The 16,937-nt window shown below is 54.2% G+C and carries 9 protein-coding genes, 3 tRNA genes, 3 rRNA genes and 3 pseudogenes; 14 read left to right on the top strand and 4 right to left on the bottom strand.

Features of this window, described 5'->3' with window-relative positions; all coding sequences use genetic code 11:
- Positions 1-2 precede the first annotated feature (2 nt).
- From nfi to JNO11_RS18440, 4 genes and pseudogenes are all read left to right on the top strand, one after another.
- Positions 3-671, top strand: coding sequence for a deoxyribonuclease V (gene nfi / locus JNO11_RS18455; protein WP_010261068.1), 669 nt, complete (start codon positions 3-5; stop codon positions 669-671).
- 63 nt (positions 672-734) lie between these two features.
- The gene (locus tag JNO11_RS18450; RefSeq protein WP_010261070.1) at positions 735-1,325 is read left to right on the top strand and encodes a YjaG family protein; all 591 of its coding nucleotides are present in this window, start codon (positions 735-737) and stop codon (positions 1,323-1,325) included.
- A gap of 188 nt (positions 1,326-1,513) precedes the next feature.
- The gene (gene hupA / locus JNO11_RS18445; protein WP_003850136.1) at positions 1,514-1,786 is read left to right on the top strand and encodes a nucleoid-associated protein HU-alpha; all 273 of its coding nucleotides are present in this window, start codon (positions 1,514-1,516) and stop codon (positions 1,784-1,786) included.
- 70 nt (positions 1,787-1,856) lie between these two features.
- A pseudogene (locus JNO11_RS18440) lies at positions 1,857-2,520 on the top strand (DUF1481 domain-containing protein).
- A 32-nt stretch (positions 2,521-2,552) separates the two neighbouring features.
- Here JNO11_RS18440 and purD read toward each other — a convergent pair.
- Positions 2,553-3,833, bottom strand: a complete 1,281-nt coding sequence (purD, locus tag JNO11_RS18435) for a phosphoribosylamine--glycine ligase (RefSeq protein ID WP_010261075.1) — start codon at positions 3,831-3,833, stop codon at positions 2,553-2,555.
- A gap of 19 nt (positions 3,834-3,852) precedes the next feature.
- Positions 3,853-5,443 (bottom strand): annotated as a pseudogene (gene purH / locus JNO11_RS18430) (bifunctional phosphoribosylaminoimidazolecarboxamide formyltransferase/IMP cyclohydrolase).
- A gap of 633 nt (positions 5,444-6,076) precedes the next feature.
- Between purH and JNO11_RS18425 the strand changes: the two are divergent.
- From JNO11_RS18425 to JNO11_RS18400, 6 genes are all read left to right on the top strand, one after another.
- Positions 6,077-7,619: ribosomal RNA gene (locus JNO11_RS18425) — 16S ribosomal RNA — on the top strand.
- A gap of 86 nt (positions 7,620-7,705) precedes the next feature.
- Positions 7,706-7,781 (top strand) — tRNA-Glu (locus tag JNO11_RS18420).
- A 212-nt stretch (positions 7,782-7,993) separates the two neighbouring features.
- A 23S ribosomal RNA gene (locus JNO11_RS18415) occupies positions 7,994-10,909 on the top strand.
- Between the two features lie 210 nt (positions 10,910-11,119).
- Positions 11,120-11,235: ribosomal RNA gene (rrf, locus tag JNO11_RS18410) — 5S ribosomal RNA — on the top strand.
- Together the 16S, 23S and 5S rRNA genes with 3 tRNA genes alongside form the textbook arrangement of a ribosomal RNA operon.
- A gap of 87 nt (positions 11,236-11,322) precedes the next feature.
- A tRNA-Asp gene (locus JNO11_RS18405) sits at positions 11,323-11,399 on the top strand.
- A 7-nt stretch (positions 11,400-11,406) separates the two neighbouring features.
- Positions 11,407-11,483, top strand: a tRNA-Trp gene (locus JNO11_RS18400).
- A 117-nt stretch (positions 11,484-11,600) separates the two neighbouring features.
- Here the strand turns inward: JNO11_RS18400 and hdfR are convergent.
- Positions 11,601-12,435 (bottom strand): annotated as a pseudogene (gene hdfR, locus JNO11_RS18395) (HTH-type transcriptional regulator HdfR).
- Between the two features lie 120 nt (positions 12,436-12,555).
- Between hdfR and JNO11_RS18390 the strand changes: the two are divergent.
- Positions 12,556-12,894 carry a DUF413 domain-containing protein gene (locus tag JNO11_RS18390; RefSeq protein ID WP_010253568.1) on the top strand — a complete coding sequence of 113 codons (339 nt, stop codon included), beginning with the start codon at positions 12,556-12,558 and terminating at the stop codon, positions 12,892-12,894.
- Positions 12,895-12,919: 25 nt separating this feature from the next.
- Here the strand turns inward: JNO11_RS18390 and JNO11_RS18385 are convergent, their stop codons facing one another.
- Entirely contained in the window at positions 12,920-14,440 is a 1,521-nt protein-coding gene (locus JNO11_RS18385) for a YifB family Mg chelatase-like AAA ATPase (RefSeq protein WP_325177573.1), read from the bottom strand.
- A 330-nt stretch (positions 14,441-14,770) separates the two neighbouring features.
- Here JNO11_RS18385 and ilvL point away from each other — a divergent pair, with 330 nt between their 5' ends.
- The 3 genes from ilvL to ilvM all read left to right on the top strand — a co-directional run bounded on the left by ilvL (position 14,771) and on the right by ilvM (position 16,922).
- Complete coding sequence (ilvL, locus tag JNO11_RS18380) at positions 14,771-14,869, top strand: ilv operon leader peptide (protein ID WP_072101316.1); 99 nt, start codon at positions 14,771-14,773, stop codon at positions 14,867-14,869.
- 152 nt (positions 14,870-15,021) lie between these two features.
- A complete protein-coding gene (ilvG, locus tag JNO11_RS18375) occupies positions 15,022-16,668 on the top strand; it encodes an acetolactate synthase 2 catalytic subunit (RefSeq protein ID WP_325177572.1) in 1,647 nt (548 codons plus the stop codon).
- Positions 16,665-16,922, top strand: coding sequence for an acetolactate synthase 2 small subunit (ilvM, locus tag JNO11_RS18370; protein WP_008926359.1), 258 nt, complete (start codon positions 16,665-16,667; stop codon positions 16,920-16,922). Before ilvG ends, ilvM begins: the two co-directional genes overlap by 4 nt.
- The last annotated feature ends 15 nt before the right edge of the window (positions 16,923-16,937 follow it).

Raw genomic sequence — 16,937 nt, 5'->3', positions numbered from 1 at the left:
TCATGGATATTGCCGCACTTCGCGCTGAGCAGTTACAACGCGCCGCTGATGTGGTGCGTGAAGATGACTTTGATGTGCTGCCACCCCGCTTTATCGGCGGGGCAGACGTTGGATTTGAGCAGGAAGGCACTATCACCCGGGCGGCGATGGTGATACTGGAGTATCCCTCCTTAAAGCTGGTGGAGCATCGCATCGCACGCGTTGAGACCACCATGCCTTATATTCCGGGCTTTCTCTCATTCCGTGAATATCCAGCGCTAATGGCCGCCTGGCAGATGCTGGAGCAAAAGCCGGACCTGCTGTTTGTGGATGGACACGGTATTTCGCATCCACGACGACTTGGCGTCGCGTCACATTTTGGCCTGCTGGTCGATGTGCCCACCATTGGTGTCGCGAAAAGTCGCCTGTGTGGCCGGTTTGCCGATCTGGATGCGCAGCCTGGCAGTCGTCAGCCACTGATCGACAAAGGCGAGCAGATAGGCTGGGTATGGCGCAGCAAGCTGCGGTGTAATCCGCTGTTTGTCGCCACCGGCCATCGTGTCAGCCTGGATACCGCGCTGCAGTGGGTCGAAAACTGTACGCGTGGTTACCGGCTGCCGGAACCGACCCGCTGGGCCGACGCGGTTGCCTCGAACCGAACCGCTTTCCAGCGCTGGCAAAACGCGCTTTAACACTGTTTGTGCTGCGGTTTTGCAGTTACACTGCGGCCAGCGAAACGAATAAGAGCCACCTTTATGTTACAAAATCCCGTTCATCTGCGTCTGGCGAAGCTGGAAAGCTGGCAGCACCTTACTTTTATGGCCTGCCTGTGCGAGCGCATGTATCCCAACTATCGCGCGTTCTGCGAGCAGACTGAATTTGCCGATCCGGCACTCTATCGCCGTATTCTTGATCTGATCTGGGAAAACCTGACGGTCAAAGATGCGAAGATTAACTTCGACAGCCAGCTGGAAAAGCTCGAAGCCGCCATTCCGGATGGTGATGCGTTTGAGGTTTACGGCGTTTATCCGGCTATCGATGCCTGTGTGGCATTAAGCGAAGTCGTACATGCGCAGCTGAGCGGTGAAACTCTTGAGCATGCAATTGAAGTCAGCGAGACCTCAATTACCACTATCGCCATGCTGGAAATGACCCAGGCTGGACGCGAAATGACCGACGAAGAGCTGCGTGAAAACCCGGCTATCATCGATGAGTGGGACCTTCAGTGGGAGATTTTCCGCCTGCTGGCGGAGTGTGAAGAGCGCGACCTTGAATTGATTAAAGGTCTGCGATCTGACCTGCGTGAAGCGGGAATTAGCAACATCGGTATAAATTTCCAGCAGTAAGGCGATAAAACGTGACTTCAGGCCCGAATTAGCGCGCCTGGAGGCTTCACATTGGCCCCCTGTCTGGTCTACATTTGGGGGGCTGAAAATTGTGGCTATCGGTGCGTGCAGGCAGAAGAGTGCCAGAATATGGCTTTTCCCTCGCACTCGTTGCTTAGCAAGCGATAAATACACTTTAAGGATAACTTATGAACAAGACTCAACTGATTGATGTGATCGCAGAAAAAGCTGACCTGTCTAAAACCCAGGCAAAGGCAGCGCTGGAATCTACTCTGGCTGCGATCACTGAGTCTCTGAAAGATGGTGATGCTGTACAACTGGTTGGTTTTGGTACTTTTAAAGTGAACCACCGCGCTGAGCGTACCGGTCGTAACCCGCAGACTGGCAAAGAGATCAAAATCGCTGCAGCAAATGTACCGGCATTCGTGTCTGGTAAAGCGCTGAAAGACGCCGTTAAGTAAGACGTCGCACTGCGGTTAAGCTTTAAAACAGGGGGGCGTTTCGCCCCTTTTGTTTAAGAGGCCAGCCATCATGACCCCGCTGTTTCAGCGTTTATCTGTTCTGTTTCTCTCCCTTTTTCTTTTCGGTTGCAGCTCTACTCCGGATATTCCCCCCCTTTTCTGCCAGTGGCTATCTTGCCGATCGTGGTGTTGTTCGTATCTGGCGTAAAAACAGCGACCACCAGTCGGTCCATATCCGCACCTTCTATACGCCGTTCAGTGGGGGTGAGGGTGAAGTGACGGATTATGTCTGGCTGGAAGAGTCGTTGATCAGCATCCAGCGTCAGGTGAAGGGCAACCAGCCTGATGATGTGACCCTGCGCTTTGACCAGGCTGGCGGTCTTAACTTTATGCAGCGCCAGCTTTCAGGCCGGCGTGAAGCGGTCAGCCCGGATGCGGTTGAGCTCTATAAGTTTGATGCCGAGCGGATGCGTAACCTCAGCGATGCGCTATTAAGCGGTCAGGTGTTCCTCAGACAGGGACACTGGCTGGGAAACAATGTGCTGGAGAGTTGCGAAGGCCAGCAGGTCAGACCCGCTTTTGACGCCGACGCTCTGCAGATGCTGACACAGCAGCAACGCCGCGCATCGGTACCGCTGATGGTGTCATGGCTTGAAGCGCCGGAAGGGATACAGCTATTGCGGGTCAGTCAGCAGGATGACTGCTCACAGCAGCCGACAGAAGAAGATATGTGAATTGAAAAGGGGGCACCTGGTGCCCCCTGAACTTATTTGCGATTAATGGCGCGGTAGCCGATATCGCGGCGACAGAAGCTGCCCTGCCATGAGATCGGCTGTGTCAGCTCATAAGCCCGCTTTTGTGCCGCGGCCACATCGTCGCCCAGCGCGGTTACGCACAACACGCGGCCACCGTTTGTCAGCACCAGGTCCTCTTCCAGCCGTGTTCCGGCGTGGAATACCTTGCCGTCAGCCACTTCTTCCAGTGGCAGACCGTGAATCTGATCGCCCTGAGCGTAGTCACCCGGATAACCGCCCGCCGCCAGCACCACACCCAGCGCAGGGCGGGGATCCCATTGTGACGTTTTCTGATCCAGTTTACCGTCACAGGCGGCCAGGCAAAGATCGACCAGATCCGACTGCAGGCGCAGCATGATCGGCTGAGTCTCCGGATCGCCGAAGCGGCAGTTGAATTCGATCACTTTCGGCTGCCCGGTGTGATCGATCATCAGGCCGGCATAGAGAAAACCGGTATAGACGTTGCCTTCAGCCGCCATGCCGCGCACGGTCGGCCAGATAACCTGATCCATAACGCGCTGGTGGATCTCATCGGTGACAACCGGAGCCGGAGAGTAGGCACCCATTCCGCCGGTGTTCGGACCGGTATCGCCATCGCCCACGCGTTTGTGATCCTGGCTGGTGGCCATGGGCAGCACATGCTCGCCGTCCACCATCACGATGAAGCTGGCTTCTTCGCCATCCAGAAACTCTTCAATCACAATGCGGTGTCCGGCATCGCCAAAGGCGTTTCCGGCCAGCATATCCTGAACCGCATCCTCAGCTTCCTGCAGCGTCATCGCCACAATCACGCCTTTACCTGCGGCCAGGCCGTCGGCTTTGATGACGATAGGGGCGCCTTTCTCACGCAGATACGCGAGAGCGGGCTCAACCTCGGTGAAGTTCTGGTATTCCGCACTCGGGATCTGATGACGCGCCAGGAAATCCTTGGTGAAAGCTTTAGAGCCTTCCAGCTGCGCAGCGGCCTGAGTCGGACCAAAGATAGCCAGCCCGGCCTCACGGAAGGCATCCACGATGCCAATCACCAGCGGCGCTTCGGGGCCGACAATCGTCAGATCGATCTTTTCACGCCGGGCAAACTCAAGCAGGGCAGGGACATCAGTTGCACTAATCGCGACATTCTGCAGCGCAGGCTCTAATGCGGTGCCCGCGTTACCCGGTGCCACAAACACGGTTTCCGCCAGCGGCGACTGGACAGCTTTCCAGGCCAGAGCATGTTCACGTCCGCCATTGCCGATTACTAAAATTTTCATCTGTTTCTCTCCAGAACGATTAATGGCGGAAGTGACGCATGTCGGTGAAGATCATGGCAATGCCGTGCTCATCAGCCGCCGCAATCACCTCTTCATCGCGGATGGAGCCGCCAGGCTGGATGACGCAGCTCACGCCTGACGCGGCTGCCGCATCAATACCATCACGGAACGGGAAGAAGGCATCCGACGCCATGGCTGATCCTTTTACTTCCAGCCCTTCATCGGCTGCTTTAATGCCGGCAATCTTAGCGGAATAGACACGGCTCATCTGTCCGGCACCGATACCGATGGTCATGTTGTCGCGTGCATAAACAATGGCGTTAGACTTAACGAACTTCGCTACTTTCCAGCAGAACAGCGCATCACGCAGCTCCTGTTCGGTTGGCTGACGTTTACTGACGACGCGCAGCTGGCTGGCATCAACCATGCCGAGATCGCGATCCTGTACCAGCAGACCCCCCGTTGACGCGTTTGAAATCCAGTGCAGCAGTACGGTTTTGCCATTGGCCGCAGATCAGGACACGGACATTCTGCTTCGCGGCGGTAATTTTCAGCGCGGCCTCGGAAACCGCTGGCGCGATAATCACCTCAACAAACTGGCGGCTGATAATGGACTGCGCAGTTGCTTCATCCAGCTCGCGGTTAAAAGCGATGATACCGCCAAATGCGGAGGTCGGATCGGTCTGGTAAGCACGCTCATAGGCTGCCAGCAGAGAGTCACCGGTCGCTACGCCACAAGGGTTTGCATGTTTGACGATGACGCAGGCGGGTTCACTGAACTCTTTTACGCACTCCAGTGCAGCATCCGTGTCAGCAATGTTGTTATAGGAGAGCGCTTTGCCCTGAACCTGCCGGGCAGTCGCCACTGAAGCTTCAGTGATGTTCTCTTCTATATAGAAGGCAGCATCCTGATGGCTGTTTTCACCGTAGCGCATATCCTGCTTCTTAATGAAGTTCAGATTCAGGGTACGTGGGAAACGGCCGGCGGGCTGATTACGATCACCGTGATAGGCGGGCACCAGGCTGCCAAAGTAGTTAGCGATCATGCTGTCATACGCGGCAGTGTGTTCAAACGCTTTGATCGCCAGATCGAAACGGGTCTCAAGCTTCAGACCATTTTCATGGGCATCCATTTCGGCAATGATCGCATCGTAGTCGCCGCTGCTGACCACGATTGCCACATCTTTATGGTTCTTGGCAGCAGAGCGCACCATGGTCGGGCCACCGATGTCGATATTTTCCACTGCATCTTCCAGTGAACATCCTTCACGGGCGACGGTCTGTGCAAAGGGATAGAGGTTAACGACCACCATGTCGATTGGGCTGATGTCTTGCTGCGCCATAATGGCATCATCCTGGCCGCGACGACCTAAAATGCCGCCATGCACTTTGGGATGCAGGGTTTTGACGCGTCCATCCATCATTTCCGGGAAACCGGTGTAGTCAGAGACTTCTGTGACAGCCAGACCCGCATCCGCCAGCAGGCGAGCTGTTCCGCCTGTGGAGAGCAGTTCGACACCGCGACTTGAGAGCGCCTGAGCAAATTCGAGGATACCGGCTTTGTCAGAGACACTGAGCAATGCGCGGCGTACAGGACGAGTTTGTTGCATGGTGGTTTATCCCTTGGCTTTGTTTCGCGTATATAAGAGCGTTACATCAGGCTTTACAGCGGTTTTCTCTTCTCTATATAGGAAGAAAAAATCAAAAACCTCAGGTAACGCCCCGAAAAGGGGTGTCCGGAACTTTGCCCGGCATTGTAGCGAAAACGTTTGCGTGATGCTCGCCTAAATTTATCTGGCCCGACTAATGTGGATAACATTGTGTGTAACTGCGTATAACAGCCGCTTTTGCTGTGGAATGCAGCGAACGCTCTTTTTTATGCAATTTATGGGTTGCGCCTCTCAGGCAACTCCCTATAATGCGCATCCATCAACACGGAACACCGGCAACGGGAAACGGGTTGAGAGGCACAGGAGACTGCGCCGCCGGAGAAAAACTTCTGAGAAAGAGGTTGACTCTGCAGGAGGAAAGCGTAATATACGCCACCTCGCGACAGGACGCTAACGCACTGTTCGCACTGCTCTTTAACAATTTATCAGACAATCTGTGTGGGCACTCGCAGGATTGATATCAGCGTCTCCGGACGTAAAAAAATATCAAGCCTCACGAGTGAACACATAATGAAATTCATTATGACGTTTTACAGATGAGCACCGCTTAACTTGTTTAAGCAAATCAAACTTAAATTGAAGAGTTTGATCATGGCTCAGATTGAACGCTGGCGGCAGGCCTAACACATGCAAGTCGGACGGTAGCACAGAGAGCTTGCTCTTGGGTGACGAGTGGCGGACGGGTGAGTAATGTCTGGGGATCTGCCCGATAGAGGGGGGATAACCACTGGAAACGGTGGCTAATACCGCATAACGTCGCAAGACCAAAGAGGGGGACCTTCGGGCCTCTCACTATCGGATGAACCCAGATGGGATTAGCTAGTAGGCGGGGTAATGGCCCACCTAGGCGACGATCCCTAGCTGGTCTGAGAGGATGACCAGCCACACTGGAACTGAGACACGGTCCAGACTCCTACGGGAGGCAGCAGTGGGGAATATTGCACAATGGGCGCAAGCCTGATGCAGCCATGCCGCGTGTATGAAGAAGGCCTTCGGGTTGTAAAGTACTTTCAGCGGGGAGGAAGGCGACGGGGTTAATAACCGCGTCGATTGACGTTACCCGCAGAAGAAGCACCGGCTAACTCCGTGCCAGCAGCCGCGGTAATACGGAGGGTGCAAGCGTTAATCGGAATTACTGGGCGTAAAGCGCACGCAGGCGGTCTGTTAAGTCAGATGTGAAATCCCCGGGCTTAACCTGGGAACTGCATTTGAAACTGGCAGGCTTGAGTCTTGTAGAGGGGGGGTAGAATTCCAGGTGTAGCGGTGAAATGCGTAGAGATCTGGAGGAATACCGGTGGCGAAGGCGGCCCCCCTGGACAAAGACTGACGCTCAGGTGCGAAAGCGTGGGGAGCAAACAGGATTAGATACCCTGGTAGTCCACGCCGTAAACGATGTCGACTTGGAGGTTGTTCCCTTGAGGAGTGGCTTCCGGAGCTAACGCGTTAAGTCGACCGCCTGGGGAGTACGGCCGCAAGGTTAAAACTCAAATGAATTGACGGGGGCCCGCACAAGCGGTGGAGCATGTGGTTTAATTCGATGCAACGCGAAGAACCTTACCTACTCTTGACATCCAGCGAACTTAGCAGAGATGCTTTGGTGCCTTCGGGAACGCTGAGACAGGTGCTGCATGGCTGTCGTCAGCTCGTGTTGTGAAATGTTGGGTTAAGTCCCGCAACGAGCGCAACCCTTATCCTTTGTTGCCAGCGATTCGGTCGGGAACTCAAAGGAGACTGCCGGTGATAAACCGGAGGAAGGTGGGGATGACGTCAAGTCATCATGGCCCTTACGAGTAGGGCTACACACGTGCTACAATGGCGCATACAAAGAGAAGCGACCTCGCGAGAGCAAGCGGACCTCACAAAGTGCGTCGTAGTCCGGATCGGAGTCTGCAACTCGACTCCGTGAAGTCGGAATCGCTAGTAATCGTGGATCAGAATGCCACGGTGAATACGTTCCCGGGCCTTGTACACACCGCCCGTCACACCATGGGAGTGGGTTGCAAAAGAAGTAGGTAGCTTAACCTTCGGGAGGGCGCTTACCACTTTGTGATTCATGACTGGGGTGAAGTCGTAACAAGGTAACCGTAGGGGAACCTGCGGTTGGATCACCTCCTTACCTGAAGATACCTTCCCGCGCAGTGTCCACACAGATTGTCTGATAGAAAATAACGAGCAAAGTGTCTTTCGAAGACAGACTTAATTGTCCCCTTCGTCTAGAGGCCCAGGACACCGCCCTTTCACGGCGGTAACAGGGGTTCGAATCCCCTAGGGGACGCCAAAGCTTGGTGACAGGTGAAAGATGTTACCCACATATCTTAAAGATGACTTACGAGTCATGTTTAAGATATTGCTCTTTAACAATCCGGAACAAGCTGAAAATTGAAACGACGCAGCGCGTCATTCCTCCGTAATAGGGAATGACAAAGCGATGCGTTCGAGTCTCTCAAATGCTTGCAGCACGCAGCGTTGAAAAACGCCTGTGGGTTGTGAGGTTAAGCGACTAAGCGTACACGGTGGATGCCCAGGCAGTCAGAGGCGATGAAGGACGTGCTAATCTGCGTAAAGCGACGGTAAGGTGATATGAACCGCTACAGCCGTCGATGTCCGAATGGGGAAACCCGGTGCACTCTGTGCATCATTGCAGCATGAATACATAGTGCTGCAAGGCGAACCGGGGGGAACTGAAACATCTAAGTACCCCGAGGAAAAGAAATCAACCGAGATTCCCCCCAGTAGCGGCGAGCGAACGGGGAGCAGCCCAGAGCCTGAATCAGTTTGTGTGTTAGTGGAAGCGTCTGGAAAGTCGCAGGGTACAGGGTGATACTCCCGTACACAAAAGCACACAAGCTGTGAGCTCGATGAGTAAGGCGGGACACGTGGTATCCTGTCTGAATATGGGGGGGACCATCCTCCAAGGCTAAATACTCCTGACTGACCGATAGTGAACCAGTACCGTGAGGGAAAGGCGAAAAGAACCCCGGCGAGGGGAGTGAAACAGAACCTGAAACCGTGTACGTACAAGCAGTGGGAGCCTTGATTTATCAGGGTGACTGCGTACCTTTTGTATAATGGGTCAGCGACTTATATTCTGTAGCAAGGTTAACCGTATAGGGGAGCCGCAGGGAAACCGAGTCTTAACTGGGCGTTAAGTTGCAGGGTATAGACCCGAAACCCGGTGATCTAGCCATGGGCAGGTTGAAGGTTGGGTAACACTAACTGGAGGACCGAACCGACTAATGTTGAAAAATTAGCGGATGACCTGTGGCTGGGGGTGAAAGGCCAATCAAACCGGGAGATAGCTGGTTCTCCCCGAAAGCTATTTAGGTAGCGCCTCGTGAACTCATCTTCGGGGGTAGAGCACTGTTTCGGCTAGGGGGGCCATCCCGGCTTACCAACCCGATGCAAACTGCGAATACCGAAGAATGTTATCACGGGAGACACACGGCGGGTGCTAACGTCCGTCGTGAAGAGGGAAACAACCCAGACCGCCAGCTAAGGTCCCAAAGTCATGGTTAAGTGGGAAACGATGTGGGAAGGCACAGACAGCCAGGATGTTGGCTTAGAAGCAGCCATCATTTAAAGAAAGCGTAATAGCTCACTGGTCGAGTCGGCCTGCGCGGAAGATGTAACGGGGCTAAACCATGCACCGAAGCTGCGGCAGCGACGCTTAGGCGTTGTTGGGTAGGGGAGCGTTCTGTAAGCCGTCGAAGGTGTGCTGTGAGGCATGCTGGAGGTATCAGAAGTGCGAATGCTGACATAAGTAACGATAAAGCGGGTGAAAAGCCCGCTCGCCGGAAGACCAAGGGTTCCTGTTCAACGTTAATCGGAGCAGGGTGAGTCGACCCCTAAGGCGAGGCCGAAAGGCGTAGTCGATGGGAAACAGGTTAATATTCCTGTACTCGGTGTTACTGCGAAGGGGGGGACGGAGAAGGCTATATCAGCCGGGCGACGGTTGTCCCGGTTTAAGCGTGTAGGCGGAGTGTCCAGGTAAATCCGGACGCTTGTTAACGCTGAGGCGTGACGACGAGGCACTACGGTGCTGAAGTGATAAATGCCCAGCTTCCAGGAAAAGCCTCTAAGCATCAGGTAACACAGAATCGTACCCCAAACCGACACAGGTGGTCAGGTAGAGAATACCAAGGCGCTTGAGAGAACTCGGGTGAAGGAACTAGGCAAAATGGTGCCGTAACTTCGGGAGAAGGCACGCTGGCGCGTAGGTGGAGGGACCTGCTCCCCGAGCCGAAGCCAGTCGAAGATACCAGCTGGCTGCAACTGTTTATTAAAAACACAGCACTGTGCAAACACGAAAGTGGACGTATACGGTGTGACGCCTGCCCGGTGCCGGAAGGTTAATTGATGGGGTTATCCGTAAGGAGAAGCTCTTGATCGAAGCCCCGGTAAACGGCGGCCGTAACTATAACGGTCCTAAGGTAGCGAAATTCCTTGTCGGGTAAGTTCCGACCTGCACGAATGGCGTAATGATGGCCAGGCTGTCTCCACCCGAGACTCAGTGAAATTGAACTCGCTGTGAAGATGCAGTGTACCCGCGGCAAGACGGAAAGACCCCGTGAACCTTTACTACAGCTTGACACTGAACATTGAGCCTTGATGTGTAGGATAGGTGGGAGGCTTTGAAGCGCGGACGCCAGTTCGCGTGGAGCCAACCTTGAAATACCACCCTTTAATGTTTGATGTTCTAACGTAGGCCCGTAATCCGGGCTGCGGACAGTGTCTGGTGGGTAGTTTGACTGGGGCGGTCTCCTCCTAAAGAGTAACGGAGGAGCACGAAGGTCAGCTAATCACGGTCGGACATCGTGAGGTTAGTGCAATGGCATAAGCTGGCTTGACTGCGAGAGTGACGGCTCGAGCAGGTGCGAAAGCAGGTCATAGTGATCCGGTGGTTCTGAATGGAAGGGCCATCGCTCAACGGATAAAAGGTACTCCGGGGATAACAGGCTGATACCGCCCAAGAGTTCATATCGACGGCGGTGTTTGGCACCTCGATGTCGGCTCATCACATCCTGGGGCTGAAGTAGGTCCCAAGGGTACGGCTGTTCGCCGTTTAAAGTGGTACGCGAGCTGGGTTTAGAACGTCGTGAGACAGTTCGGTCCCTATCTGCCGTGGGCGCTGGAGAATTGAGGGGGGGTTGCTCCTAGTACGAGAGGACCGGAGTGAACGCACCACTGGTGTTCGGGTTGTCATGCCAATGGCATTGCCCGGTAGCTAAGTGCGGAAAAGATAAGTGCTGAAAGCATCTAAGCACGAAACTTGCCCCGAGATGAGTTCTCCCTGACTCCTTGAGAGTCCTGAAGGGACGTTGAAGACTACGACGTTGATAGGCCGGGTGTGTAAGCGCAGCGATGCGTTGAGCTAACCGGTACTAATGACCCGTGAGGCTTAACCTTACAACGCCAGAGGCGTTTTTGAGAGACAGGTTTTCAGCTTGTTCCCGGATACAGTTGTGTCCTGCGGACTGAAGTCCGAAGGATTTTGCGCTGAGGCAAGGCGGCAACCGAGCGATACGAAGGAGCATACTGAAGTATGTGACGGAGTAGCGCGAGGGCGGCCAACGCAGCATCAGCACAAAAGACACAGGACAGAGCACAAAGAATTTGCCTGGCGGCTTTAGCGCGGTGGTCCCACCTGACCCCATGCCGAACTCAGAAGTGAAACGCCGTAGCGCCGATGGTAGTGTGGGGTCTCCCCATGCGAGAGTAGGGAACTGCCAGGCATCAAATTCGTTCCTTTTCCCCTGACAAGGAAAATAACAGGAACAGACGGCCATCAGCCAGTTGCTGACAGCTGTGAAAGAATCGGTGGAGCGGTAGTTCAGTTGGTTAGAATACCTGCCTGTCACGCAGGGGGTCGCGGGTTCGAGCCCCGTCCGTTCCGCCACCCTATTAGGGGCGTAGTTCAATTGGTAGAGCACCGGTCTCCAAAACCGGGTGTTGGGGGGTTCGAGTCCCTCCGCCCCTGCCAGAAAACGATCCTTTGCTTCGGCAAAGGATTTTTTTTGCCTTTAAAAAAGCAAAAAAGAAAAACCAGCTAAATCTAACTGGCCTCTGATCTTCCCTGCCTACTGTCCTGCCTGCAAATTCAGCTATTTTGCCTGACCAGAATCGGGAATTTAAGCAACTGACGGATATGTGCCTGCTGATCGCTGTTCTGCAACCAGACAGCATAGAGCGGACGCACGGCGACGGGCGTATCCGGAATCACCATCAACTCACTGTACACACTCTGCCAGAAGTCCGGCAGAAATGCGCACGCTCCGGTGGTATGCAGCAGTTCACGGGTGACATGTGCCGACGTGGTGGTCAGTACCGGTACATCATCAGCCCCGGAGAGATAGCTCTGATGCTGATGAAAATCTGCTCCCCATTCCAGCTTAATATAATCATATTTTTCACGCTTCTCGCTCTGCCGGGCGCAGAAAAGCGCCAGTGAAATATGACCAATCTGCTGACTGGTTAACTCATCCATCTTAGGTGCTTCAGTGGTAATCAACAGATCCAGCTGGCGCTCATGGAGTTGCTTAACCAGCAGATGTCGTTGTGCCACGCGCGCTTCTAAGTGCAGGCTCTCCCGATTCTCGTAGAGCGTCTGTAGCCATGGCGTCAGATAAGCCTCCCATAGTGATGCACTGGCACCTATTGAAAGCTCATGGTGCTGCTGAGTGTGAGAGACCTCCTTCTTCGCCATCATCCAGGTGCTCATCAGGCTTTCAGCATAGGGGAGCAGTCGCTCTCCGGCCGCCGTCAGACGTATGTTATTGCGATGCCGTGTAAAAAAGGTTAACGCCAAGCTGATTCTCTAACTGACGGATGCGAAAACTGACAGCAGATTGCGTGAGGTAAAGTGCTTCTGCAGCACGCCCGAAATGGCGAGTTCTGCTCACTTCCAGGAAAGTTTTCAGTAATTCCGTATCCACAGCGTTCTCCCAAAAAATGTTTGTCGTATAGATTTAAATGTTTTGTTTTACACTCTGTCAAGCCTATCTAATACTCCGCGCCATTAACAGCACGGCATTAGAAAATCAGGAGCGTGTAACATGGCGGAAAGCTTCTCAACAGAGAATCGTTTCTTTGATAACAAACATTACCCGCGTGGTTTCTCACGCCACGGTGACTTTACTATTAAAGAAGCTCAGCTTCTTGAACGCCACGGTTTTGCCTTTAATGAGCTGGATTTATCAAAGCGTGAGCCTGCAACCGAAGAAGAACGTTTGTTTATTGAAGTGTGTCGTGGCGTGCGTGAGCCGCAAACGGAAGCTGAACGTGTATGGTCTAAGTATATGACCCGCATTAAGCGTCCTAAACGTTTTCATACGCTGTCTGGCGGTAAACCGCAGATGGACACCGTTGAAGACTTCACCGACAGCGACGATTAACAGAGAAGGGGCGAAAGCCCCTTTTTTATTGCAGGCTGTTATGCAGATGGATCATTAATCGATCTATCGTGCGATAGCTGACCGCTTCCTGCAGATGATGCCGGGTGATGTCTGTTTCCCCAGCCAGATCGGCCAGGGTACGCGCCACTTTTAAAATCCGCTGCCATGCCCGTACAGATAAACCCAGTTTCTCCAGCACTGACTCCAGCCACTCCGCATCCTCTTTAGCAGGCTGACACCAGCGCATAATCTCTGCATTGTTTAAATGCGCATTTATTTTTCCTGCACGGGTCAGCTGAATGTCACGTGCTGCGACCACCCGATGACGAACCTGCTCAGATGCTTCCGCTTTGGCGCGCTGACCGCTGAGCATGCCGCTGGGGAGTAGCGGCACCTCCAGCGAAAGATCAAAACGATCAAGAAAAGGGCCGGATAGCTTACTGAGATAACGCAGCACCTGCTGGGGTGAGCAACGGTTATGCTGTCCCTGATAGTGTCCGGTTGGACTTGGATTCATCGCAGCAATCAGCTGAAACCGTGCCGGGTAGGTAACTTTTGCCCGTGCGCGTGAAATAGCGATGATGCCCGACTCTAATGGTTCGCGCAGGGAGTCCAGCACCTTGCGATCAAATTCCGGTAATTCATCCAGAAACAGCACGCCGTTATGCGCCAGGGAGATCTCACCGGGCCGTGGCAGTGAGCCGCCGCCAATCAGAGCATAGAGAGAGGCGCTGTGGTGAGGTGATCTGAAAGGCCGGGTGCGCCACTGTCGATGCAGGGTATTGCTGTTCACCAGGCTGGCGATTGCCGCACACTCCAGTGCTTCCTGATCGCTTAAGGAGGGCATGATGCCGGGCAACCGGGTAGCGAGCATGGTTTTACCGGTGCCAGGGGGCCCGATCAGCAACAGGTTGTGCCCGCCAGCCGCAGTGATCTCCAGTGCTCTGCGTCCCTGTTCCTGACCAATGATATCAGCGAGATCGTCAGCAGGTGCATCGCCCTGATGCTCAGGATATTGGGCTGTCGGTAATGTGAGTTCATTGCGCAGAAAGGCGCACACTTCGCTGAGGTGAGAGGCAACCAGCGACGAGCCCTGACGGATTAGCCCGGCATCACACTGATTCTCAGCGGAGAGGACCAGCTGTCGTCCAGCCTGAATGGCTACCATGGCCGCTGGAATCGCGCCCTGTACACCGCACAGTGCACCGTCGAGTGCCAGCTCACCCAGAAACTCATAGTGCGTCAGCTTGTCGGCAGGAAGCTGCTCAGAGGCCACCAGAATGGCAATCGCCATGGGTAAGTCATACCGCCCGCCCTCTTTGGGTAAATCTGCGGGTGCCAGATTGATGGTGACGCGTTTTGCCGGGAAGGCAAAACCGCTGTTGATAATGGCGCTGCGTACCCGCTCACGCGCCTCTTTCACCGTGGTTTCAGGCAGCCCCACCAGCGTTAACGCAGGCAGTCCGTTACTGATGTGTGCCTCGATGGTCACCAGCGGAGCTTCCACTCCCAGCGCTGCCCGGGTCAGAACTTTTGACAATGACATACTCGCTCCTTGTTACCGTCAGTCTGGTGACAGCATCAAAGGAAAGCCAGGGTATCATCAGCACTATTCGGGTCATTGCACAACCTATCAGAAGTTTTTTCACAACCTGTTAAAACGCTGCGTGTCTGCGCGCAAATTCACCAAAAAATTATTACGTCAGTAAAGTGATGAATAATTATCATCATGTAATTATTTCTTGTATTACAAATTGATAGACCGCGATTTAGCGCCAGGCGCTAAAAAAAGTCTGTAAAAAAAGTTGTGTCATGCCCCCTGACTATGATAACTCTGTAGGCATTACTTCGAACAAGCGAAAGAATTGAACAACACATGAAAGCCCTTCTACAAGTGATTAGCCTTGTCGTGATTAGCGTGGTGGTGGTTATTAACCTACCGTGCGGGGCAACGCTTGGAGAAAGAAAGGCTTAGAAATCAAGCCTCGAATCCGAAAAAACCCCCCCGCACCGAAAGGTCCGGGGGTTTTTTTTCGACCAGAGGAAATATCAGTAAATCCACAAGGAACAAACAATGAACAGTAGCATAAAATTCTGTTGTTCCGGTCAGGACACAGGAGAATAGCGATGACAGGTGCACAGTGGGTAGTTCAGGCTTTACGCGCGCAGGGTGTTGATACCGTATTCGGTTACCCTGGCGGCGCAATCATGCCGGTTTACGACGCGCTCTACGACGGCGGCGTGGAACACCTACTGTGTCGTCACGAGCAGGGCGCTGTGATGGCGGCGATCGGTTATGCGCGCTCAACCGGCAAAACCGGCGTCTGTATCGCCACCTCTGGCCCTGGCGCGACAAACCTGATTACCGGCCTGGCAGATGCCATGATGGATTCGGTTCCGGTCGTGGCAGTAACCGGTCAGGTCACCTCGGCCTTCATCGGCACCGACGCCTTTCAGGAAATCGACGTGCTGGGCTTATCGCTGGCCTGCACCAAACACAGCTTCCTGGTTGAATCGCTGGATGAGCTGCCCGCCATCATGGCAGAAGCCTTTGCGCTGGCGCAGTCGGGCCGTCCGGGTCCGGTACTGGTGGACATTCCTAAAGATATTCAGATTGCGCAGGGAGAACCTGCCCCGCATCTGGTTCCGGTAGAAGAGGGAAGCGCGCTGCCGCATCAGGCGATTCAGGAAGCACGCGCACTGATGGCGCAGGCCAGAAAACCAATACTCTATGTTGGTGGAGGCGTTGGCCTGGCACAGGCTGTTCCGGCACTGCGCGCGCTGGCAGAAGAGACCGGCATCCCGGCAGTGGCCACCTTAAAGGGGCTGGGCAGCGTAGACCCCCACAGCGAGGTGTATCTCGGCATGCTGGGGATGCACGGTACTAAAGCTGCCAACCTGGCGGTGCAGAGTTGTGACTTACTGATTGCGGTCGGTGCCCGTTTCGATGACCGCGTGACCGGCAAGCTGGACACCTTTGCCCCCCATGCCAGCGTAATTCATCTCGATATCGATCCCGCTGAGTTAAACAAATTACGTCGTGCACATGTCTCTCTGCAGGGTGATCTCAACGAACTGTTGCCCGCCCTGAGTCAGCCTCTGCATATCAACGCCTGGCGCGATGAGATGAAAGCGCTTAAGGCCAGTCACCCATGGCGCTACGACCATCCGGGCGAAGCGATCTATGCACCGCTGTTGCTGAAGCAGCTTTCCGATCGCAAACCGGCCAATACCGTAGTGACCACCGACGTCGGTCAGCACCAGATGTGGACGGCGCAACACATGGCATTCAGCGCGCCGGAGAACTTCATCACCTCCAGCGGCTTAGGCACCATGGGCTTTGGTTTACCCGCCGCCATCGGTGCGCAGGTTGCACGCCCGGAAGATACGGTTATCTGTGTCTCGGGCGATGGCTCCATCATGATGAACATCCAGGAGCTGGGTACCATCAAGCGCGGCAAGCTGCCGGTCAAAATCGTGCTGCTGGATAACCAGCGTCTGGGCATGGTGCGTCAGTGGCAGCAGCTGTTTTTCGATGGCCGCTACAGTGAAACCAATCTGTCCGACAACCCCGACTTCCTCACGCTGGCCAGCGCTTTCAATATTCCCGGCCAGCGCATTACCCGTAAAGATCAGGTCGACGCCGCCCTTGATGCTCTGCTGAACAGCGAAGGTCCTTACTTCCTGCATGTTGCAATTGATGAGCATGAAAACGTCTGGCCACTGGTACCGCCGGGTGCCAGCAATGCAAACATGATGGAGAAAACTGTATGAACCAGCATCAATTGTCTATCGAAGCCCGTTTCCGCCCTGAAATATTGGAGCGCATTTTACGCGTAGTGCGTCACCGCGGTTTTCAGGTCTGTTCTATGAACATGGCCTCAGTCGCCAACGCAGAAAACATTAATATTGAAATGACCGTTGCCAGTCAGCGTTCCGTCGATTTACTGTCTTCGCAGTTAAGCAAATTGATCGACGTTGCATGCGTTCAGATTCAACAACAGACAACACAACAAATCCGCGCTTAGCCGCGAGAGGGAATA

This window comes from Pantoea sp. 1B4 (assembly GCF_016925765.1).
GTDB lineage: Bacteria > Pseudomonadota > Gammaproteobacteria > Enterobacterales > Enterobacteriaceae > Pantoea > Pantoea agglomerans.
This window is presented reverse-complemented; position numbering and strand designations above follow the sequence as displayed.